General features: G+C 37.3%; 18 protein-coding genes and 1 tRNA gene. 8 read left to right on the top strand and 11 right to left on the bottom strand.

Annotated features, from left to right (window positions below):
* Positions 1-385: 385 nt before the first annotated feature.
* The 3 genes from FHR85_RS13995 to FHR85_RS13985 are packed head-to-tail and all read right to left on the bottom strand — an operon-like array spanning position 386 to position 1,730.
* The gene (locus FHR85_RS13995; protein ID WP_167264337.1) at positions 386-643 is read right to left on the bottom strand and encodes a GIY-YIG nuclease family protein; all 258 of its coding nucleotides are present in this window, start codon (positions 641-643) and stop codon (positions 386-388) included.
* Positions 643-1,509, bottom strand: a complete 867-nt coding sequence (locus FHR85_RS13990; RefSeq protein WP_167264335.1) for a gamma-glutamylcyclotransferase family protein — start codon at positions 1,507-1,509, stop codon at positions 643-645. The genes FHR85_RS13995 and FHR85_RS13990 overlap by 1 nt, the downstream gene beginning before the upstream one ends.
* 29 nt (positions 1,510-1,538) lie before the next feature.
* Entirely contained in the window at positions 1,539-1,730 is a 192-nt protein-coding gene (locus FHR85_RS13985) for a hypothetical protein (RefSeq protein ID WP_167264333.1), read from the bottom strand.
* A gap of 99 nt (positions 1,731-1,829) precedes the next feature.
* On the opposite strand from FHR85_RS13985, the gene FHR85_RS13980 reads away from it, so the two are divergent.
* A tRNA-Val gene (locus FHR85_RS13980) sits at positions 1,830-1,901 on the top strand.
* Between the two features lie 138 nt (positions 1,902-2,039).
* On the opposite strand, the gene FHR85_RS13975 is transcribed toward FHR85_RS13980, so the two are convergent.
* Positions 2,040-2,549 carry a YfiT family bacillithiol transferase gene (locus FHR85_RS13975; protein ID WP_167264331.1) on the bottom strand — a complete coding sequence of 170 codons (510 nt, stop codon included), beginning with the start codon at positions 2,547-2,549 and terminating at the stop codon, positions 2,040-2,042.
* Between the two features lie 158 nt (positions 2,550-2,707).
* Between FHR85_RS13975 and FHR85_RS13970 the strand changes: the two genes are divergently transcribed.
* The 4 genes from FHR85_RS13970 (at position 2,708) to FHR85_RS13955 (ending at position 5,741) form a co-directional block, all read left to right on the top strand.
* Positions 2,708-4,354, top strand: coding sequence for a DUF2075 domain-containing protein (locus tag FHR85_RS13970; protein ID WP_167264329.1), 1,647 nt, complete (start codon positions 2,708-2,710; stop codon positions 4,352-4,354).
* Positions 4,347-4,646 (top strand): nucleotide pyrophosphohydrolase, encoded by a 300-nt coding sequence (locus FHR85_RS13965; RefSeq protein WP_167264327.1) that lies wholly within the window; start codon positions 4,347-4,349, stop codon positions 4,644-4,646. Before FHR85_RS13970 ends, FHR85_RS13965 begins: the two co-directional genes overlap by 8 nt.
* 372 nt (positions 4,647-5,018) lie before the next feature.
* A complete protein-coding gene (locus tag FHR85_RS13960; protein WP_167264325.1) occupies positions 5,019-5,276 on the top strand; it encodes a hypothetical protein in 258 nt (85 codons plus the stop codon).
* 24 nt (positions 5,277-5,300) lie between these two features.
* Complete coding sequence (locus FHR85_RS13955) at positions 5,301-5,741, top strand: YrvL family regulatory protein (protein WP_167264323.1); 441 nt, start codon at positions 5,301-5,303, stop codon at positions 5,739-5,741.
* Between the two features lie 228 nt (positions 5,742-5,969).
* Here FHR85_RS13955 and FHR85_RS13950 read toward each other — a convergent pair whose 3' ends face one another.
* On the bottom strand, positions 5,970-6,941 hold the full coding sequence (locus tag FHR85_RS13950) for a DMT family transporter (protein WP_167264321.1): 972 nt from the start codon (positions 6,939-6,941) through the stop codon (positions 5,970-5,972).
* A 270-nt stretch (positions 6,942-7,211) separates the two neighbouring features.
* Positions 7,212-8,147 carry an InlB B-repeat-containing protein gene (locus tag FHR85_RS13945; protein ID WP_167264319.1) on the bottom strand — a complete coding sequence of 312 codons (936 nt, stop codon included), beginning with the start codon at positions 8,145-8,147 and terminating at the stop codon, positions 7,212-7,214.
* 167 nt (positions 8,148-8,314) lie between these two features.
* Between FHR85_RS13945 and FHR85_RS13940 the strand changes: the two genes are divergently transcribed.
* Positions 8,315-9,382 (top strand): SLAC1 family transporter, encoded by a 1,068-nt coding sequence (locus FHR85_RS13940; RefSeq protein ID WP_167264317.1) that lies wholly within the window; start codon positions 8,315-8,317, stop codon positions 9,380-9,382.
* A gap of 12 nt (positions 9,383-9,394) precedes the next feature.
* Here the strand turns inward: FHR85_RS13940 and FHR85_RS13935 are convergent, their stop codons facing one another.
* The 4 genes from FHR85_RS13935 to FHR85_RS13920 all read right to left on the bottom strand — a co-directional run bounded on the left by FHR85_RS13935 (position 9,395) and on the right by FHR85_RS13920 (position 13,305).
* Complete coding sequence (locus tag FHR85_RS13935) at positions 9,395-9,976, bottom strand: hypothetical protein (RefSeq protein ID WP_167264314.1); 582 nt, start codon at positions 9,974-9,976, stop codon at positions 9,395-9,397.
* A gap of 139 nt (positions 9,977-10,115) precedes the next feature.
* Entirely contained in the window at positions 10,116-11,381 is a 1,266-nt protein-coding gene (locus FHR85_RS13930) for a purine/pyrimidine permease (RefSeq protein WP_167264312.1), read from the bottom strand.
* 196 nt (positions 11,382-11,577) lie between these two features.
* Positions 11,578-12,495, bottom strand: coding sequence for a methyl-accepting chemotaxis protein (locus FHR85_RS13925; protein ID WP_167264310.1), 918 nt, complete (start codon positions 12,493-12,495; stop codon positions 11,578-11,580).
* Between the two features lie 258 nt (positions 12,496-12,753).
* Positions 12,754-13,305 (bottom strand): TetR/AcrR family transcriptional regulator, encoded by a 552-nt coding sequence (locus FHR85_RS13920; RefSeq protein ID WP_167264308.1) that lies wholly within the window; start codon positions 13,303-13,305, stop codon positions 12,754-12,756.
* 153 nt (positions 13,306-13,458) lie between these two features.
* Between FHR85_RS13920 and FHR85_RS13915 the strand changes: the two genes are divergently transcribed.
* On the top strand, positions 13,459-15,519 hold the full coding sequence (locus FHR85_RS13915; protein ID WP_167264306.1) for an efflux RND transporter permease subunit: 2,061 nt from the start codon (positions 13,459-13,461) through the stop codon (positions 15,517-15,519).
* Positions 15,512-17,281, top strand: coding sequence for a YhgE/Pip domain-containing protein (locus FHR85_RS13910; RefSeq protein ID WP_167264304.1), 1,770 nt, complete (start codon positions 15,512-15,514; stop codon positions 17,279-17,281). The genes FHR85_RS13915 and FHR85_RS13910 overlap by 8 nt, the downstream gene beginning before the upstream one ends.
* 233 nt (positions 17,282-17,514) lie before the next feature.
* On the opposite strand, the gene FHR85_RS13905 is transcribed toward FHR85_RS13910, so the two are convergent.
* A partial coding sequence (locus FHR85_RS13905; protein ID WP_167264302.1) for a transporter associated domain-containing protein occupies positions 17,515-18,263 on the bottom strand: 749 nt, incomplete at its 5' end.

Genomic DNA, 18,263 nt, shown 5'->3' with positions numbered 1-18,263 from the left:
CATGGACACCCTTGCCTTCGACTATGTGCTTACCGCTACTAGGTCACACTCGGGACTTTCACCCGTTAGAGCTCACCCATGCCAGGCAAACTAAAGAAAGCATTGGGGCCCGCCCCAATGCTTTTTATTTTGATCACTCGTCTAATTATTAAATAAACCCTTTCAATTATGAAACAATCATCTCTATTTATGAGATAATCCCAGCTATTTGTGAGACAATCATCTCAATTTGTGAAATAACAACCGCCATTTGTGAGATAATCAATCTCATTGGAAGATAAACCCAATCAATTATGAGATCACTCGTACAAATAAACTCATAATAACCCAAAGTTATTTAAAAGACTAATTATATCCATAAAAAAAGAACCTGCACATTACAGGTTCACTCGACATTTATCACGGCAGTGCGAACGATCTCTTCCTTCGCCTGCTTATGTAATTGTTTAATCGCTGCTTCTCTTCGCATAGCTTCAGATTTCGTTTCAAACGATTCTTGATACACTAATTCAACGGGTCGTTTAGCCCGAGTATATTTTGCCGCTTCCCCCGCCTGATGTTTAGCAACTCGCGCCTCGACATCATTCGTATACCCTGTATATAGAGACCCATCACCACAACGCAATATATAAATAAAAAACATCATAATTCCCCTTCTACACTCGTCACATCAGATTGTCGTAATAAAGCTGCTCGTTCATGCACTTTTGCCAAATAAGACGTACTGACATCTGGTGAAGCACCGCGTAAAATTTCCCGTAAGTAATGATCAGGTGGTGCCAACTCTTCTTGTTTATCAATCACGATAAACGTCAACATAGGCAGTAACTCACCGTTAAAATCGACGTCCACGACAGCTGGACGGTACCTGCCCACATTCACACCTTCACGTTCATACAAATAATGTACCGCGCTCGTCGTAACCTGATAGACAATCCCTTCAACCATATCATCAGCTTCAACAATATCTGCTCGACCACCATCTGGTAAATGAGTGGTAAATTGCAACTCAAAACCACCCAACTGACCTTGACCCATTCGATCAAACTCAGATAACACACCAGCCTGTTCAATTCTTTCCGTATCCATACACGAGCCGTAAGCAAAATAATAAGGCACAAATCGATTAAAGATAGACTCCAATCGCCAATCACCTGATGCAATCGTGGACCATTCCTTGACTTGGTCAGCTTCCATATAGTATGTATACGCATTTAAAAAGCCACAATCTGTCTTCACCTCGACCTGAACACGTTCATAATAAGGATCCTGTTGCGGCTCATACCCTTCAAGCGCATTAATTTTTATCAGCGTTTCCTCAGATACTTCATACACCTCACCATACACCCAAGATGAATCATCGAGTACAATCGCTGGAAACCCTAATTCAATATCCACCATTCTCCCTTGAATTGAAGCTTGAAAGGCTATTAATTTTTCTCCGGCTATTATTCTGTGATTCCGATCACCATAACGAAGCGTACCATAAACAAACACGTACGTCCCCATAATAACCTCCCCCTATTCTTAACCTAAGCCTACTGTTTTTTCATTTCTTTCATTAAGGTGAAAACACGCTTACTATATATGTAAACCATAACGGCTAGTCCGACGACAAAAAGCGCCGATAATCCGATCCATACAAAATTTAAATACTGCGGAAATAGAAACGCAAAAACACCAACCACAGCTAAACCAATTAATAAATAAGTTAAAATTCGCGGTAACATAAAATTTTACCTCCAACTCATCAAAAAGTGTTGACATTCATATTATAAGCTATTATATTAGTACTTGTCGACAAAACGTCGGTGACAATTCAACAACAAGACTCCGTAGCTCAGTGGGAGAGCACTTGCTTGACAGGCAAGGGGTCGCTGGTTCGAATCCAGCCGGAGTCACTAGGCAAATGCGTCCAACTGATATACCATCGGTTGGGCGTATTTTTATATCTATGAAAAACCGGCCATCAAATAGATAGCCGGTTTCATCATAGCTTAGAAAATTTAAAGTGGTATTGAAATGAACTATGAACCCACTTAATTTTCTAACGCAATCTTAATATGTTCTAAATGATGCTCCTCATGCCACGACAACTTCGCTAGCTTAGTCGCAACTGAAATTTCACCCTCATCCACACGGGTGAATACTCTGGATAACTCTTCTTCATTAATACTCTTACCCAATGCAACAATTCGTTCGTTAATACCTTCTAACATCTTGATCGAACTTTCAACAGGTAATTTAGTATCTGGCTGCACGGCCCACTCATCTTGGTCAAATGCAGGCACAGTCGGATTATTGTCCGTCAAAGCCATCTTAAGTCGTTGATACATATTCAACTGGGAGTCAGCAATATGATGCACTAATTGACGCACATTATAACTACCTTCACGATACGTTTTCTCTAAGTCTGATTCACTTAAACCCTCCACTGTTTCTCTTAACCTGTTCGTATAAGTCTCAATATCTTTCATCCATTCATGGATATGATCTAACGTTATAGTTTCAGGCAATTCTAATTGACCAATTGGGAATTTAACGTCCATGTGTAGCCTCCTTTTGGGTTGATTAAATCATCATTTATTACATTTTAACATATTCCAATTAGTACTATCTTTCCTGCACTCGTTTGAATAAAATATTCAGTATTTCTCACCAACTATGTTAAGATATAACAAAATTCAACAATAGGGTGAAGAAACATATGAGTGACCTTGTATTTGAAACACGAGCATTTAATCAGTCAGAATTACAAAACTTCCAAACTGTTTACTTAAATGACTATCCAATCGTTTACATATTATTTAATAACAAAAAGAATCCTACTGCATATATTGGTCAAACAGCTCATGCCAATAAACGTCTCCAAAGTCATTTAAATGACCCGGAACGTAAAATTCATGAACAAACAATTCTCATCGGACATGAAAAATTCAATCAGTCAGCTACATATAATATTGAGACTAATTTAATTAATTATTTCATTGCTGATAATCGATATAAGTTACAAAATGTGAGTCAGACAACCATAAAGCGGACACATAATTACTTTCAGAAAGAACTTTATAACGATCATATTTTTAAGAATATATGGGAAAAGTTACGTGAGCATGATATCGCACAGGAATCAATTGAAGACCTACAGAATAAAGACATTTTTAAACTATCTCCTTTTAAAGAATTGACTGACGAACAAGTAGAAGTAAAAGAACAAATTATCGATTTTTGTAAATCTAAGTCAAAACAGTCAGGACAAAATGTACTTATTGTTGAAGGGGATTCAGGTACAGGGAAAAGTGTCTTACTCAGCTCATTGTTCAACACTTTGCAAGACTTTACGAATGAGTCGAGTTCGAGCCTTTATAAAACGAATAACTACTTACTAGTGAACCATAGTGAAATGCTTAAAACTTATAAAAATATCGCCTACAGTCTCCCTAATTTAAAGAAAAATCAGATTGAGAAACCAACGACTTTTATAAATAAAATGGATAAAAATAATGAAAAGGCTGATATTACTTTAGTTGATGAAGCACATTTATTACTGACCAAAGAAGATTCATACAATAATTTTCGTTATAATAACCATCTCGATGAAATTATCAAAAGAAGTCACACAACCATTGTCATCTTTGATCCAAAACAGGTACTAAAAATTAAAAGTTACTGGAACGAACGATTACTTGAAGAGATAACCAACCAATATCAAGCTGATACATTAAAATTAGAAAACCAATTACGTATGAATGCAACACCAGACATAGTAAACTGGATTAATCAATTTTCTGAGAAAAAGGTAGAATCCATTCCACGTGAAAATGACTCTTTTGACTTGAGGGTTTTCGATAGCCCTGAATCATTTAAACAAGCTATGTATGATAAAAATAATGAATATGGTTTATCAAGAATAGTCTCTACTTTTGATTATGAACATAAGAAAGACGGAGCTACTTACTATGTTGACCCTAATGGTATTAACATGCCTTGGAACATAACCGATGAAAATAAGACATGGGCTGAGGAAGCTGGCACTATTAATGAAGTAGGGTCAATTTATACGGTACAAGGTTTCGACCTTAATTACGTAGGGGTTATTTTAGGACCATCTATCTCTTACAACGAGGTAAATGACCATTTAATTGTTGATCCGGACCAGTACCAAGACAAAGGAGCATTTCAACGTCGAAAAGACTTTTCGTATGAAGAAAATGAACGGATTAAAGAAGAAATTATTTTAAATTCGATTAATGTCTTAATGAAGCGTGGTATTCGTGGGTTGTGCATCTATGCAACTGATCCCAAATTACGTAATAGATTGCTCGAACTGAAAGGAAATGATATTCATGAATAATCTTAATCAGCTAATCCAATCTATCAACGAATTTCGTGACGCTCGCAATTGGAGACAGTATCATAACCCGAAAGACCTTGCCGTTTCAATTTCAATAGAGGCTGCTGAATTACTTGAAGATTTTCAGTGGAAAAATAGTGAGCAAGCTTTGGAAGACAATATGGAAAATATTCAAGAAGAAATTGCTGATGTTCTTATTTATACAATGATGCTGTCTTCGGATTTAGATTTGGATATTGAAGAGATCGTAACGAAGAAACTTGAGAAGAATGCTGAGAAATATCCGACATAATCTTTTTTAAAAAACTTGCTCAACACAAACAAATGTGTTGAGCAAGTTTTTTGAAGTCCGACCTATTTTATTTTAATTGTAATACTTCCCCTTCTACCCTCCTATTGTCCAGTGATTTCCCTATCAACTGATCGATTGATGTGCATCTTTTTCTTTGCACGATTTGTATTATAGCGTATTGAGTTTTTATTGCAATTTAGGAAATGAGCGGTTTAAACATAAAAAATGATCTTTTCTAGCATTTAAATCAATGATGTTTCCTTAATATCGTCTGTTATTGCATAAACAAGGAAAATTTTAGAATAGTGATTCTAATCCTAGTTAACTTATGATAAGTTAGTCTTAAAGCTGCGTTGGGGATCAATATGAGGTATGGTTGAGTTATTGATTATGTTTTCCGTATCAGCTCTATACTCATTGTTTTTTGTTAATCAAGTTGAGATTTTGCCGTTATCTGATTGTCGACCCTTGTTCATATTCACGCCTGAAACAGTTGACTATTGTAGTGAGATTTATTTGATGGATGCTATTCTATTATCTTATCGTTATCCGACTACCTATTTAGCAATCATAGCAGCAGGCGGTTTCATTTATATGCTTATCCAGTTATTTCGGCGTCAAAACGTCTAAGACATTATTGAGGAGTTCAAGGTTATGAGAGATCATTCAAATCATTTTAAACGAGTTGGATCATGGGTCGGAATGGGTTTGTTTGTCATCATCATTTTAAGTTCGGTTGTTGGTGTCTACTTTTTAACGATGGCTGGTGCTTTCGAGCTTCTCGGGGTGCAGTATCATTCAGTGTGGGGATTAATTGGATTTGTGGCAGGCTACTTCTTATTAGGGTTTATTTTTGACCTATTCTTCAATCCATTAGCGACCATATTATCTGCACGTACAGAGAGTCGATCCTTCTCATCTTTCATAACAATCGGTTTAGATGTGGTTTCAAATGGATTGAGTTTATTGGTGATGAATTTAGTCATCAGCTCAGTGGTGCTAACGGAGGTTGCGTTACTAATCTTAGCGTTTGTGATAGCATTAATAGAATTTCTATTAGATAAAGATCGTCACGCAAAATCCCCTTCTTATTGATAGAATTGATTTGATCGAAGGTTCGTCTAGACGAACCTTCTTTTAATTTTTTAAATTAATTCGCTCATTAATGTAATAAGTGCCTCTACTTATTTCATTAATGCCTTTATTTATTAAATAAATTAAGGTGTGCTCTCAATTTATGAGATAACTAACCGAATTAATGAAATAAATTCGAGGAATCATTTCAAAAATCAAAACTTCAACGCACATAGAAAAACCCTCATGTTACCATGAGGGCTTTTCGGTCATATGATGTGTTTCCGATGGCAATTGTTGCTTTTGACCACGCATTTTTCGGAACTTGTATTTTTTCAACTTTTTCAGTGAAAATACCGTTAAGAATAACGATATGAATAGTAGTCCAAACCCTAATAGTTGGTAACCTGTTAAGGCTTCATTAAATACAATGACGCTCACTGAAACGGCGACGATAATTTCTACGGATGAAAGAATCGTAGCTTTGCTTGACTCAATATAAGCCAGACCAGTCGTATAGAGCAAGTAAGCTACGACAGTTGATATGACAACAATTCCTAAGATGTTAAGCCACACATCACCATTTGCAAAGGCAGAAGCATTTTCCCAAATACCACTTGTCGGGATTAAAAACACTGTTCCACCGGCCATTGCGTAAAAAGTAATGGTAAATGGATGGTACCAACGACTAACGTTTTTACCGAGCAAGCTATACGTTGAACAGAAAAAGCCTGCTAACAGTCCAAATAAAATAGTTTGCAATGTTAAGGCAAAATCTCCTAATGGTAGGAATTCAATCGCAAACGCACTCCCTAAAATCGTTAGCGAAATTGCAACGAGTTTTTGCTTGGTTAGCGCTTCTTGGAATAATACTTTGGCAATAATCGCTGCAAACACTGGTGATGAGTACACGAATACGACTGCGACTGCAAGCGTTGCTAGGTCCATTACTTGAAAATAAAACCAATTGAAAAAGGCAATACTAAATACGCCTAGCGCGATAAAATAAGGTAGGTCTTTTAGTCGGATTTTAAGATAACTGCGTGCTAGAATGGCTAACATAACTAGTAGGATCAAGCTGGAAAATGTTAAACGTAGAGTAACTACTTGCCAAGGCGTGAAGCCTGTGGCGTACAAATTTTGCACGAATAACCCCGTGAGGCCCCAAAAAGCTGCCCCTAAGATTACCATGCTGTAGGCAATAACGTGATTCATTCTCATCGTTAAACCCTCCCTCTTCTCTGTCTGTCGGTTCAGGTAAAACTACTAAGATGTATATTGTGTTGTATTACTTCGAGCACTTAAATCTTACAACGCTGAACGCTTATTATCAACCATTTTGATGCGAAAAATCAGAAACTTTTTCTATATAGTTTTAAATCTGTCACAATGGCATTTCAAAGCTTTTAATCATAATAGAAGTCTTATTAGTTTTAGTTGTAAAAACATTGCTTTATTCAAAAAAAAACACGATCTCGTGATGAGACCGTGTTATTCTTGCTCAAATTCGCCTGATTCTAGACTTAGCCTTGCCTCAATTCGATTTCCAACTTGACCGATTGCATCGATATAGATCGATTCTTGATCGTCTTCCCACTCAATCGTATTTACATTTAACAGTTCTGCTTCGCTAATCGTTGAAAAATCAGCTGTTACAATATTATTCCCATCATCAATGGAATCGACAAAAGCCTGTTGGTTCGATGGTGCTTCATTGACAGTCGTGTAAACATAATAATTCTCATCTGGTGACCATATGATGCCTTCACGAGCTGAGACCACTTGATTGGTCACATTAGTAAACTGAATATCTTCTGTCTCTAAATCAACGTACCCTACCACGGTATAGGAGAAAACATCCCCTGATGTGAATACAGAAACTGCAATCTTATCCTCATTAGGTGACAATCCTTCATGTCTTATAAACAATTGATTAACATCAGGATGCTCTTCAATTACCTCAGCAAATTGATTATCCCATAAATCAGGAGCATTTGATGATTCCCAAACTTGATCAAGAGATTGCTGCAGTTGTGATTTATCAATTGAGACATTTTCATCTTTAAATTCGATCTTTTCAACAGTTTCCAATGACATAGCAGTACCTTTATCCAGTGTATGTTCTACGACAATATCTTCGACTGTTTCTTCCAAAGAAGCTTGTAGTTGAACATCTTGATCAACTTCGAACCGATATTCTAAATCTGAACTAACTGTTTCTCCTTCTTTACTCCAGCCACTAAACTCGTAACCATCCTCAGGTTGAAGTGATACAACAGCCTCTTCACCAGATTCATATAAGCCTGTGCCAGTAACTTCCCCTGCATCTTCCGGTTGTATATCAACACTGACTTCATATTCTTGTTCAGAACAACCAATTAATAACATAACTAACATTATATGTATTGCGATAATCAGCCTTAGCACAGTCCTCACCTCGTTTTAGTTTAATTAAATCATAACTCGAAAAATTTTAAAATTAAACCTTTACGCTTTAATTTTTTGACCTTTTCGAAAAACTTTCTTACATTTTTAATTCAATATAGTTTGATATAATAATTTCGGAAAACGAAAAAGCGAAAGAAGTGGTCGCCATGAATGTGTTTTTGACAATCGTACTCTTATTAGTTGTATGGTTCATATTTCAAAATAAAATTATTCGCCTACAATCAGCTCCAACAGCATCGGGGGCAGTTGTCATGGGGATCGGCGTATTTTTGTATGGCATTCTGTTATTCTTCGATGTGAGTTTATGGCTACGTCATTTATTTGTAGTCACATTGATCCTCATATGGCTTCTTACATCCCTAGCCATTACAAAACCAGTCATCCATAAGCAGTTTATTCAAATTCATCTATCAGACCCAATTAATAGCTTTGCAATTGGTACATGGATTGCAGGCACTTCTATTGTGTGTAATGTCATTGTATTATGGCTACCAGATTGGGAAGTAGTCGTTATACCGCTTGCATTGCTTAATACCGTCATGTGGGGTGGCTATGTTGGTCTGGTCGTGAGGCAATTCATTCGTATTTGGCGAGAAAAATATCTCTATAAAGTCCACGGTATACTTTTTTTGAGTACAGTCAGTACACAATCCATCGTCATGATGTACACTCATTTAATACCTGACATATGGCCAATTATCTTAAGCCAAATATTAATTATAATCGGTCTTGTATTTTACATGATTTCCTTTTTGATGATGATTTATAAATATGCACGACCTCAACAATTAAATATTGCAGATCATTGGTCGAATACTAATTGCATCATACATGGTGCCATGTCTATTTCCGGAGTCGCTATTTTCATTAGTGGTGCGTTTCCTAGTTATGTAGTCGTTATGATGTGGACCTGGGCTCTGCTCTGGTTCATCATCGTGGAGGTGATTGAACTAATACGAATTCATGAACGTTATAAACAATATGGTCTAGTTAAAGGGCTTGGCCAATATCATGTCAGTCAGTGGGCTCGAAACTTCACATTTGGCATGCTCTACGTATTAACTTCATTGGTTGAAGTGGATGGTTTGCTGGCAAACATTCAGAGCATACTAATTCAAACTTTGCCGTGGTTGCTAGTGCTATTATTGGTCATTGAAACCAGCTTATTATTTAATCATTCCGTAAAAACAACAGATTATCACCCAGTAGCCTAGACATTAATTCGATTATAGTCCACGAATTAATTCTTTAAAGTTAATCCATTTCGTTAAATAGAGATCATCCATCATGAGCGTTGTTGTTTTGGATTGGAATGATTCAAATTTCTTTCGGGATAATATATAGGTCACTTGATCCCCTTTACGGTGATTGACGCCATGATTCGTCTTTGGCTTAAGTTCGACTTGCGAGTCATCTGATATCAATTTAATCTTAGCGAAGTTTTCATCATTTTCATCTTGTCCCTGATCGGCTACTGATATAATTTCTGCTGAGTTAGCTCCATATGTACCTTGAGATTCAAATGTAAAGACAATCTGATCATCATCTTGTTCAATCGTTTTTAACTGTAGGGTCAAATCGTCATATAGGACTAACTGTTTGTCTAATTCGCCTAGCTGAAATCCTTTTTTAAATGTCGTCTGAAACGTAGCATCAAGTTCATTCGAATAGGGTTTGACGTCTTCTTTCGTAATCACGAACTGCATGCCAGATACCCATGTGCTGATAGTGCCTGTGATGAATAGAACAGCAATAATAAAACTGGTTATAACAACGAATCCTATGTACTTATCCCTCTTCTCCCACATTAATATTCCACCTTTATAATTGTTAGAAATAGTTTAACACGGATTGTTAAACATTTGAGGATTATACAAGGATTATTTTCATTATATGCTGATCATTAATAAAAAAATCGCCAATCATAGAATTGACGATTAATTTTTATTATTTACTTGTTTTCCAAACCTTTTCGAGAATCACGGCTATGATCGTACCGACTAATAATCCATTACTGACAACTTGCTTAACCGTTTCAGGTAAATGAGCGAAACTTTCAGGTGGAATAAACATTAGGCCTCCACCCAGTAACATCGAAACGGTAATAATGGTCATACGACGCTCGTATAGAGGTTCTGCGAATAAGTTTCTTAAACCTAGTCCCATTAATTGTACGAATGTTGCAAGTAAAGCCGCATTGGCAATCGGCGACGGAATCATCGCTAAAAAGGCTATAACGACCGGGAAGAATGATACAATCATTAATAATGCCGAGGCCCAAATGAACGGGCCTTTTTTCGTTTGGCCTGTCAATTGAATAAATCCAGCTGTTGATGCTAGTGGAACTACTGCCACACCGGAAAACATCCCCGAAATACCATGATTAATACCGAGCGTAAAGCTACCTCGATTCATCTGTGTTTGACTGAAATTCGAATGGCCATCAATAACATCTGATGTAGCTGACAGAGCAGCAACAATATTCGAAAGCAAAATGAATGCCGTTAATATCGCGATTGGAACCACACTCCATTCAAACTTCGGAGCACCCCAAGCGAACATTTCTGGTATTTGCATGATTGGCGCCTGACTAGCCAGCATATCACCAGCACCGAAAAAGATAACAAATAATAACCATCCAAGCGAAATACCAAGTAACACAGCATAGCTCTTCATCCAGCCTGTGAAAAAGATCGATAAAATTAAGACCGAGCTGAATGTCACCATAGCAATCGCAAATTGACCGGAATTAATCTGTGTCGCTTGACTGCTAAGCCCAAGCATTCCTTCTAAAAAGGTTCCACTTAGTTGAAATGTGAGTAAAGTTAAGAACACCCCTGTTACGAGTGGTGTGAACAATCCGATGACTTTGCCAGAGACTTTAAATAAACCAAATGCCATTAAGAACGCACCAGTTAAAATCATCGCCGCTTCAAGTAAACGAAAAGCTTCGACGCCTGCTTGTCCAGTTGTACCAACACTAATGGCAAAAACGGAAAACGTAGAAACCCATAATCCAGCAGGTCCGTCGACGATCGGCAGTTTATGACCGATTAGTCCTTGAAGAAAACCTGCAATCCCGACAATGAAAAATGTCCGTTGCATAAGCTGCATAATAGCGGTTGTGTCCATATCAAAAATAGAACCAATGACAATCGGAATCGCGACAGCATTGGCGAGTAAAAAGATAAACCATTGTATAACTTTAAACAATTTATAAGTCCTCCTTCAATTGAACCAAAGGACATTTTAACATAATTCGATACAATTCGAGAGACGAAAAATATTTTTTGTCATAAGTCCTCAGCTGATTGTTTCTCAATTTATTGCAAAAGAATTCTTTTACAATAAAACGTGGTGGACTTAGTATTAGTTAAGGTTCCTCTGCTTTTAACAAACCTTCCGTCACTTAAATAATTGACTTAAGCTCATTGGCTTTTTCTGATAAATGATCTGATGTTGTCGTAACCATTTTATAATCATCAGTCGCTTCATGAATCGTATTCGTGCTGTCATGTAAAGCATTTTGAATTTCTGTGACGCCACCTGTGATATTATTGATTTCCTTCTTAATACTTGATACGTTGTCATTTACATCTGTAATCGAGCTTTCAACTTTTGTAGATAATTTACGAACTTCATCAGCCACAACCGCAAAGCCTTTCCCATGTTCACCTGCTCGTGCTGCTTCAATCGATGCATTTAATGATAATAAATTAGTTTGTGATGCAATATTTTTGATCGTCTTAACGACATTACCAATCTCTTTGGCTTCATCTTGTAGTTGATTGAGTGTTTCGGTGTTTCGTTGTGAAACTGTTTCGATTTCATCCATCTTCTCATTAAGCGCTTCTTGATTCGTAAGACCGAGATTAGCTCTTTCTGATAAGTCAGATGCAGCTGATTGAAGGTCCGTCACGAACGATTGGATGTTCTCTTGACGTTCAGTAATATCGGTGGCGATTTTTAGTACACCAGTTACACGCCCATTCTCGATTATCGGCATGTATGTCGCTTCTAACCAAATCGAACGACCAAAAGCATCTTTTCTATTAATTTTGTCTTGGAAACTTTCTCCACGAAGCAATTTACGCCAAAACTGATTGTATTCCACACTTTCACTAAATTCATCAAAACAAAACTCGCTGTGATGTTTACCGATCATATCGTTCTGGCTTTGGAAATGCATGGTTTGTTGAAATAGTGTATTCACTTCTACCACGTGCGCGCTTGTATCAAATTGAATCATAGCAAGGTGTTGATTCACCGTATTCATTATTAAATCGTTATCGTTATTACTAATTGCCGTTGTTTCATTCGCTTTCATGGTATAATCCCCTCTCTGTTATGTTCCATGGTTTAATATACCCTTTTTAAATTTAACAAAACCTTTTTTGTACAACTTTTGTATTATTTTTTAGTTTGAACATTATACAAAACCTAGTCTTTTTATATCAGAGAGGATGTACTAAAATCCCTTCCATTAAGAAGAATAATACTTTTAATGTGTAATGTTTATACAATCCCTAAACCTCGAGAACTTATAAATAACTTATACACTGAAAGAAAGGATAGATGATCATTACTATAGATGCAGCTCACCATTCGCAAATGCGTGAATCAAATTAGCCATATCATCTGTACCTTCAGGGCGGCCTGATGCAATCCAAGCTTTAATCACATGAATCGCTCCGCTAATAATATACGTACTATAGTAATCTGACACCGTTTCATCCAGTTCATATGTGTTACTCATAACAAATTGATGGGCCACATTCATGATCCGCTTCTCAAAAGCAGGATCCCCATTCTCATTTAATAAAATGCGAAACGTTTCCGGTGTGTCCTCTATATAATCTAGCAATTTCTTCGTCATGAGCTTTGATTCCTCATCTTGGTCAAAACGATAACTATTCAAATAATCGTTTAAATCGCTTATAATCTCATCTTCTATCGTCATCAATAAATCGTATGGATCACGATAATGTGTATAAAACGTTGACCGATTGATATCAGCCTTTTCACACAACGTTTTAACTGTCACATGATTAATCGACGTTTCTTTTAACATCTCAATCATACTTTCTTTTAACATTTTGCGAGTATATTGCTTACGACGATCAAGTTTTTCACTCAATGATCTTCATCCTTTTATGACAATTTTGTTGAAATCCAACATTAATCCAACGTGATGTTGGATATCTAACACGGAGTTGAAATCTGTTTGTTGAATATCCAACACCGTGTCCATATAATGATAAGGTGGATTAAGATTCAATGCAAGAAAGGGATGAGACCAATCGACCTCGCAAATAAGATACTAAAACATAAAAAATCGGTTGTCTGGACATTTATCATTCTCGCCATTGCCAGTACAATTGCGCAGTTTGCTGTGTCCGTCAATTACAATATGATGGATTATTTACCGGATGAGGCTCCGTCTATGCAAGCAACAGACACGATGGAAGCTGAATTCGATGAACCTACTGCCAATGCACGAGTTATGGTGGAAGATGTCACCATTCCAAAGGCGCTTGAATACAAAGAAAACTTAGAAGCTATTGATGGCGTGTCTAATGTTGATTGGTTAGATGATTTAATCGACTTAAAACAACCGCTTGAAATGGCTGATCAAAACACAGTTGATCAATATTATGATGAGCAGTCCGCTCTATTTCAAGTAACCATTGAAGAAGGGAAAGAAGTTGAAGCGACTGATGAGATCTATGCTTTAATCGGTGAAGATAATGCGGTAGACGGGGAAGCAGCTGACACAGCGACTTCGCAAAAAATGACAGGACAAGAGTCAATGTATGCGGCTGCCTTACTTATTCCGATTATCATCATCATTCTCGTCCTTTCGACTAACTCATGGGTAGAGCCAGTGTTTTTCTTAACGGCTGTTGGCATTTCTGTCTTAATCAATCTAGGTTCAAATATTTTTATTGGTGAAATATCCTATGTCACCCAATCTGTCGCACCGATTCTGCAATTAGCCGTCTCGCTTGACTATGCGATTTTCTTATTACACAGTTTCTCCGATTATCGGAAAGAAACATCTTCGCCATATGAAGCGATGCGGCTAGCGATGAAACGTTCATTTCCAGCGATTGCAGCGAGTGCATCGACCACTTTCTTCGGATTTATCGCCTTAACGTTTATGAACTTTGAAATTGGAGCTGACCTTGGCGTGAATCTGGTTAAAGGAATCCTATTCAGTTTTATCAGTGTCATGATCTTTTTACCGACACTGACGTTAATGTTTTACAAATGGATTGATAAAACAGAGCATCGACCAATTGTTCCATCATTCAAAAATGTTGGGCGTCGAGTATTAAAAGTACGAATTCCAGTCCTAATCTTAGTGGCCGTCTTAATTGTCCCGGCTTTTCTTGGTCAAAGTGAAACATCTTTCATCTATGGAATTGGTGAACAACCCGATTCTTCAAGGTTAGGTGCCGACCAAGATCAAATAAAAGAACAATTTGGTCAAAATACGCCAATGGTCATGTTAGTACCTAGAGGCGATGTTGCTTCAGAAGAGCAGCTTGTGAATGATTTAGAAAACTTAAATGCTGTTGATACGGTCCAAAGTTACGTGAATACAATTGGTCCCACTATTCCTTCTGAATATTTAGACGAAAGTCAGACGGAAGCCTTTTATTCTGAAGATTATAGCCGAATCATCTTGCATACAGACGCACCTAAAGAAGGCGAAGAAGCATTCAGTCTCGTCGAGGAAGTCCGAACAATTGGTGATCAATATTATGGCGAAGAGGCCGAACTACTCGGTGAAAGCGTCACTTTATACGATATCAAGGAGACCGTAGAGCGAGATAACACACTTGTTAAATGGCTAACAATTCTAGCAGTAGCAACTGTGTTACTCGTGACCTTTAGAAATATCATCTTCCCTGTTGTCTTGTTAATTACCATACAATCAGCTGTTTGGTTTAATTTATCAATTCCATATTTCATGGACTCAGAGCTTGTCTTTGTCGGTTATTTGATTGTCAGTACCGTTCAACTCGCAGCGACTGTCGACTACGGGATTCTATTTACCGAGAATTATAATCGACTTCGCAAAACCTTACCGGCGAAGGAAGCGATTATACAAACGATAGATGGGAAAATCTTTGCGATCTTTGTATCAGCAGCGATTTTATCCAGTGTTGGCTTTATTTTATGGCTGACATCCAGTAATCCAATCGTTGGATCTGTTGGTCTATTATTAGGTCGAGGTGCGTTATTAGCATTCTTGTCAGTTGTCTTTTTACTCCCGGCTTTACTGCTAATAACTGACCGTTTAAGATTAAGTTCTTCTAAAAAGGAGGCATCAGAGGATGCGTAAAACAATCGCAGTGACAGCGGCTTTAGGATTACTGCTCTATCCAGCGAGTCAAACTTTTGCCGCAACGGAACAAGATGGCAGTTATAGTGAGAAACATGAAGTGATATACGCTACTTTAAATGCCAGTGGTGAGCAAGATGGTTTATACGTTGTTAATGAATTTAACGTCAATGAAGAAGGTACCATCACTGATTATGGCAATTATGATTCGACTCAGAACCTATCAACCGTTGATGACATCACAAGTAATGAGAACGAATTGTCTTTACCAGCAACAGAAGATCCATTCTATTACCGTGGTGATATGAATGATCAGTCGTTACCGTGGACATTTGATGTCACTTATCAACTAGATGGTGAAACGGTTGAACCGAGTGAGATTGTCGGTAAAAGTGGAACAGTGACAATGTCTGTCGATGTTAATCATAGTGAATCAGCTCGAGAAGTTTTTACTGAAAATTTCATGGTTCAAGTCTCTGCCACTATGAATTCCGATATTTTCAGTAATATATCAGCCCCTGATGGTACAGTTGCCAGTGCTGGTCAGGATCAACAAGTTTCTTTTACAGTGATGCCAGGTGAGGAAGAAACGGTAACATTAGAAGCTGAAGCTGAATCATTTGAATTTGATGGATTTAGTATTTCAGCACTGCCAGCTTCCATGTCTGTCGAACAACCTAACACAAGTGATATGACTGGCGATATGGAAGAGTTATCAGATGGCGTTGCCGATTTACACAATGGTGTGGTTGATCTCAATAATGGTTTAAATGAATTAAATAATGGTGCTAGTGATTTAAGTAATGGTTCAGCCAATGTCTTAAATGGATTACGTGATTTAAATAGTGGTTCAAGTGATCTAGTTGGAGGATCGGAATCGATTCAAGCTGGAATTGATGACATGCATCAAAATTTATCCAACCAAGACACATCTGGTGATGGCTTAGGTGAGATGGCAACAGGCTTAGAAGAAATAGCGAGTGGATTAGATGAAGCTTCTACAGGATTAGATGATTTACGAAGTAATTACTCAGAAGCATATAGCGCGCTTAGCGGAGCAATTGAAGGGATTCCTGATTCACAACTGACTGAAGAACAATTGGCAAATTTACAAAAGGAGAATCCTGAAAATGAGACCGTTACAACATTGATAGAAACTTATGAAGCGGCTCAAACGACGAAAGGCACTTATCAAGAGGTCAGTGAAGCCTTTAACGCTGTAAGCCCAGCATTAAAAGATACAAGCAGTCAGCTAGGTAACATCGCAAGTGAATTACGCACGATGGCTGAAGGTTTAAATAATGCTGACCCAGCCAGCGGATTGGCTGAACTGGAAGAAGGATTAGCTCAGTTATCTTCTGAATATGACAATTTCCATTCTGGATTGGTTGACTATACAGATGGCGTCGGTGAATTAGCGAATTCCTACCCTTCTGTTCACAGTGGTGTCAGCGACCTAAGTTCTGGATTAAGCGATATTTATAGTGGATCAAATGAATTGCGCGATGGTTCTCGTGAGTTAAGCGATCAAACAAGTGACTTACCTGAAGAAATGCAAAGTGAAATCGATAGTATGATGAGCGAATATGATTTTGATGATTTTGAAATGAAATCATTCGTCTCTGAACAAAACAACGATCGAATTGAATCAGTTCAATTCACCTTACAAACAGAAAAATTAGAAATGGAAGAACCTGAAGAAGAACCCGAACAAACAAATGAAGATCAATCCATTTGGGATCGCTTCTTAAATCTCTTTTAATAATTACCCGGCTAATTAAGCTAACGTTTGATTAGCCGGGTTTTTTAACATTTAATTGAGATTGTGAAACAAACTCTCCACTTTATTTCATAATGTAGATTAAATATTTAACAAAGTTCTAACTTTGTTAAATATTTATGTAGAATTGTTAAACAAACGATCCCGTTTGTTTAACAAACTCATCACTCATAACAAAAAAGAGCCATTTAGCTGTGCTAAATGGCTCTTCCTCTTTATTTCACTATTTGAACTTTACGAATAGACCTGTCTTCTGTTTCTAAGATTTTGAAGGTTAAATTATTACGTTCAATGACGTCTTCCTCTTCTGGAAAACGATTCATTTCTGTTAATAAATAACCTGACAAGACGTCTTCTTCTTCTGGTATATCAGAATTAAAAATGGAATTTAATCGTCTTAATGGAATCTTTCCGTCACAAATCACTTCGGTCTCTGTAAGTTTCTCAACCATAGAATCATTATCGGCGTCGATCTCGTCTTCAATTTCCATTCCAATCATCGCTTCAATAATATCTTCATGTGTCACAATACCTTCTGTTCCACCATATTCATCTAATACAACTGCAAAATGTTTGTTATGTTTGGTCATTTCACGGAACACATGCTCAATGGACTGAAATTCATACGTAATTAATGGATCCATATCACTGAATGATTCAAGTGATTTTTCTGGCTCCATTGACCAATGAATCAAGAACTTCGAGTGAAAAACCCCTATAATATGGTCGATGTCATCAGCAATAATTGGATATCGGGTATATGGATGCTGAATCGCAATTTCCCGCACGTCTTCAAAATTAGCATCCGCATCAAGTGATACAATTTCAACTCGCGGTGTTTGAAGAACATCTTTGACGTTTAAGTTTTGAGGCTCTAAAATATTTGTTGGGGTAGATACACAATTTAGCGTGAAGGTTTGATGGTGGCCGTTGGCATCATGTGATCCGCTTACGGTGGATGCTT

Source organism: Alkalibacillus almallahensis (assembly GCF_011761495.1).
Lineage (GTDB): Bacteria > Bacillota > Bacilli > Bacillales > Alkalibacillaceae > Alkalibacillus > Alkalibacillus almallahensis.
Note: the sequence above shows the minus strand (reverse complement) of the source record. Positions and strands in the feature narration are given on the sequence as shown.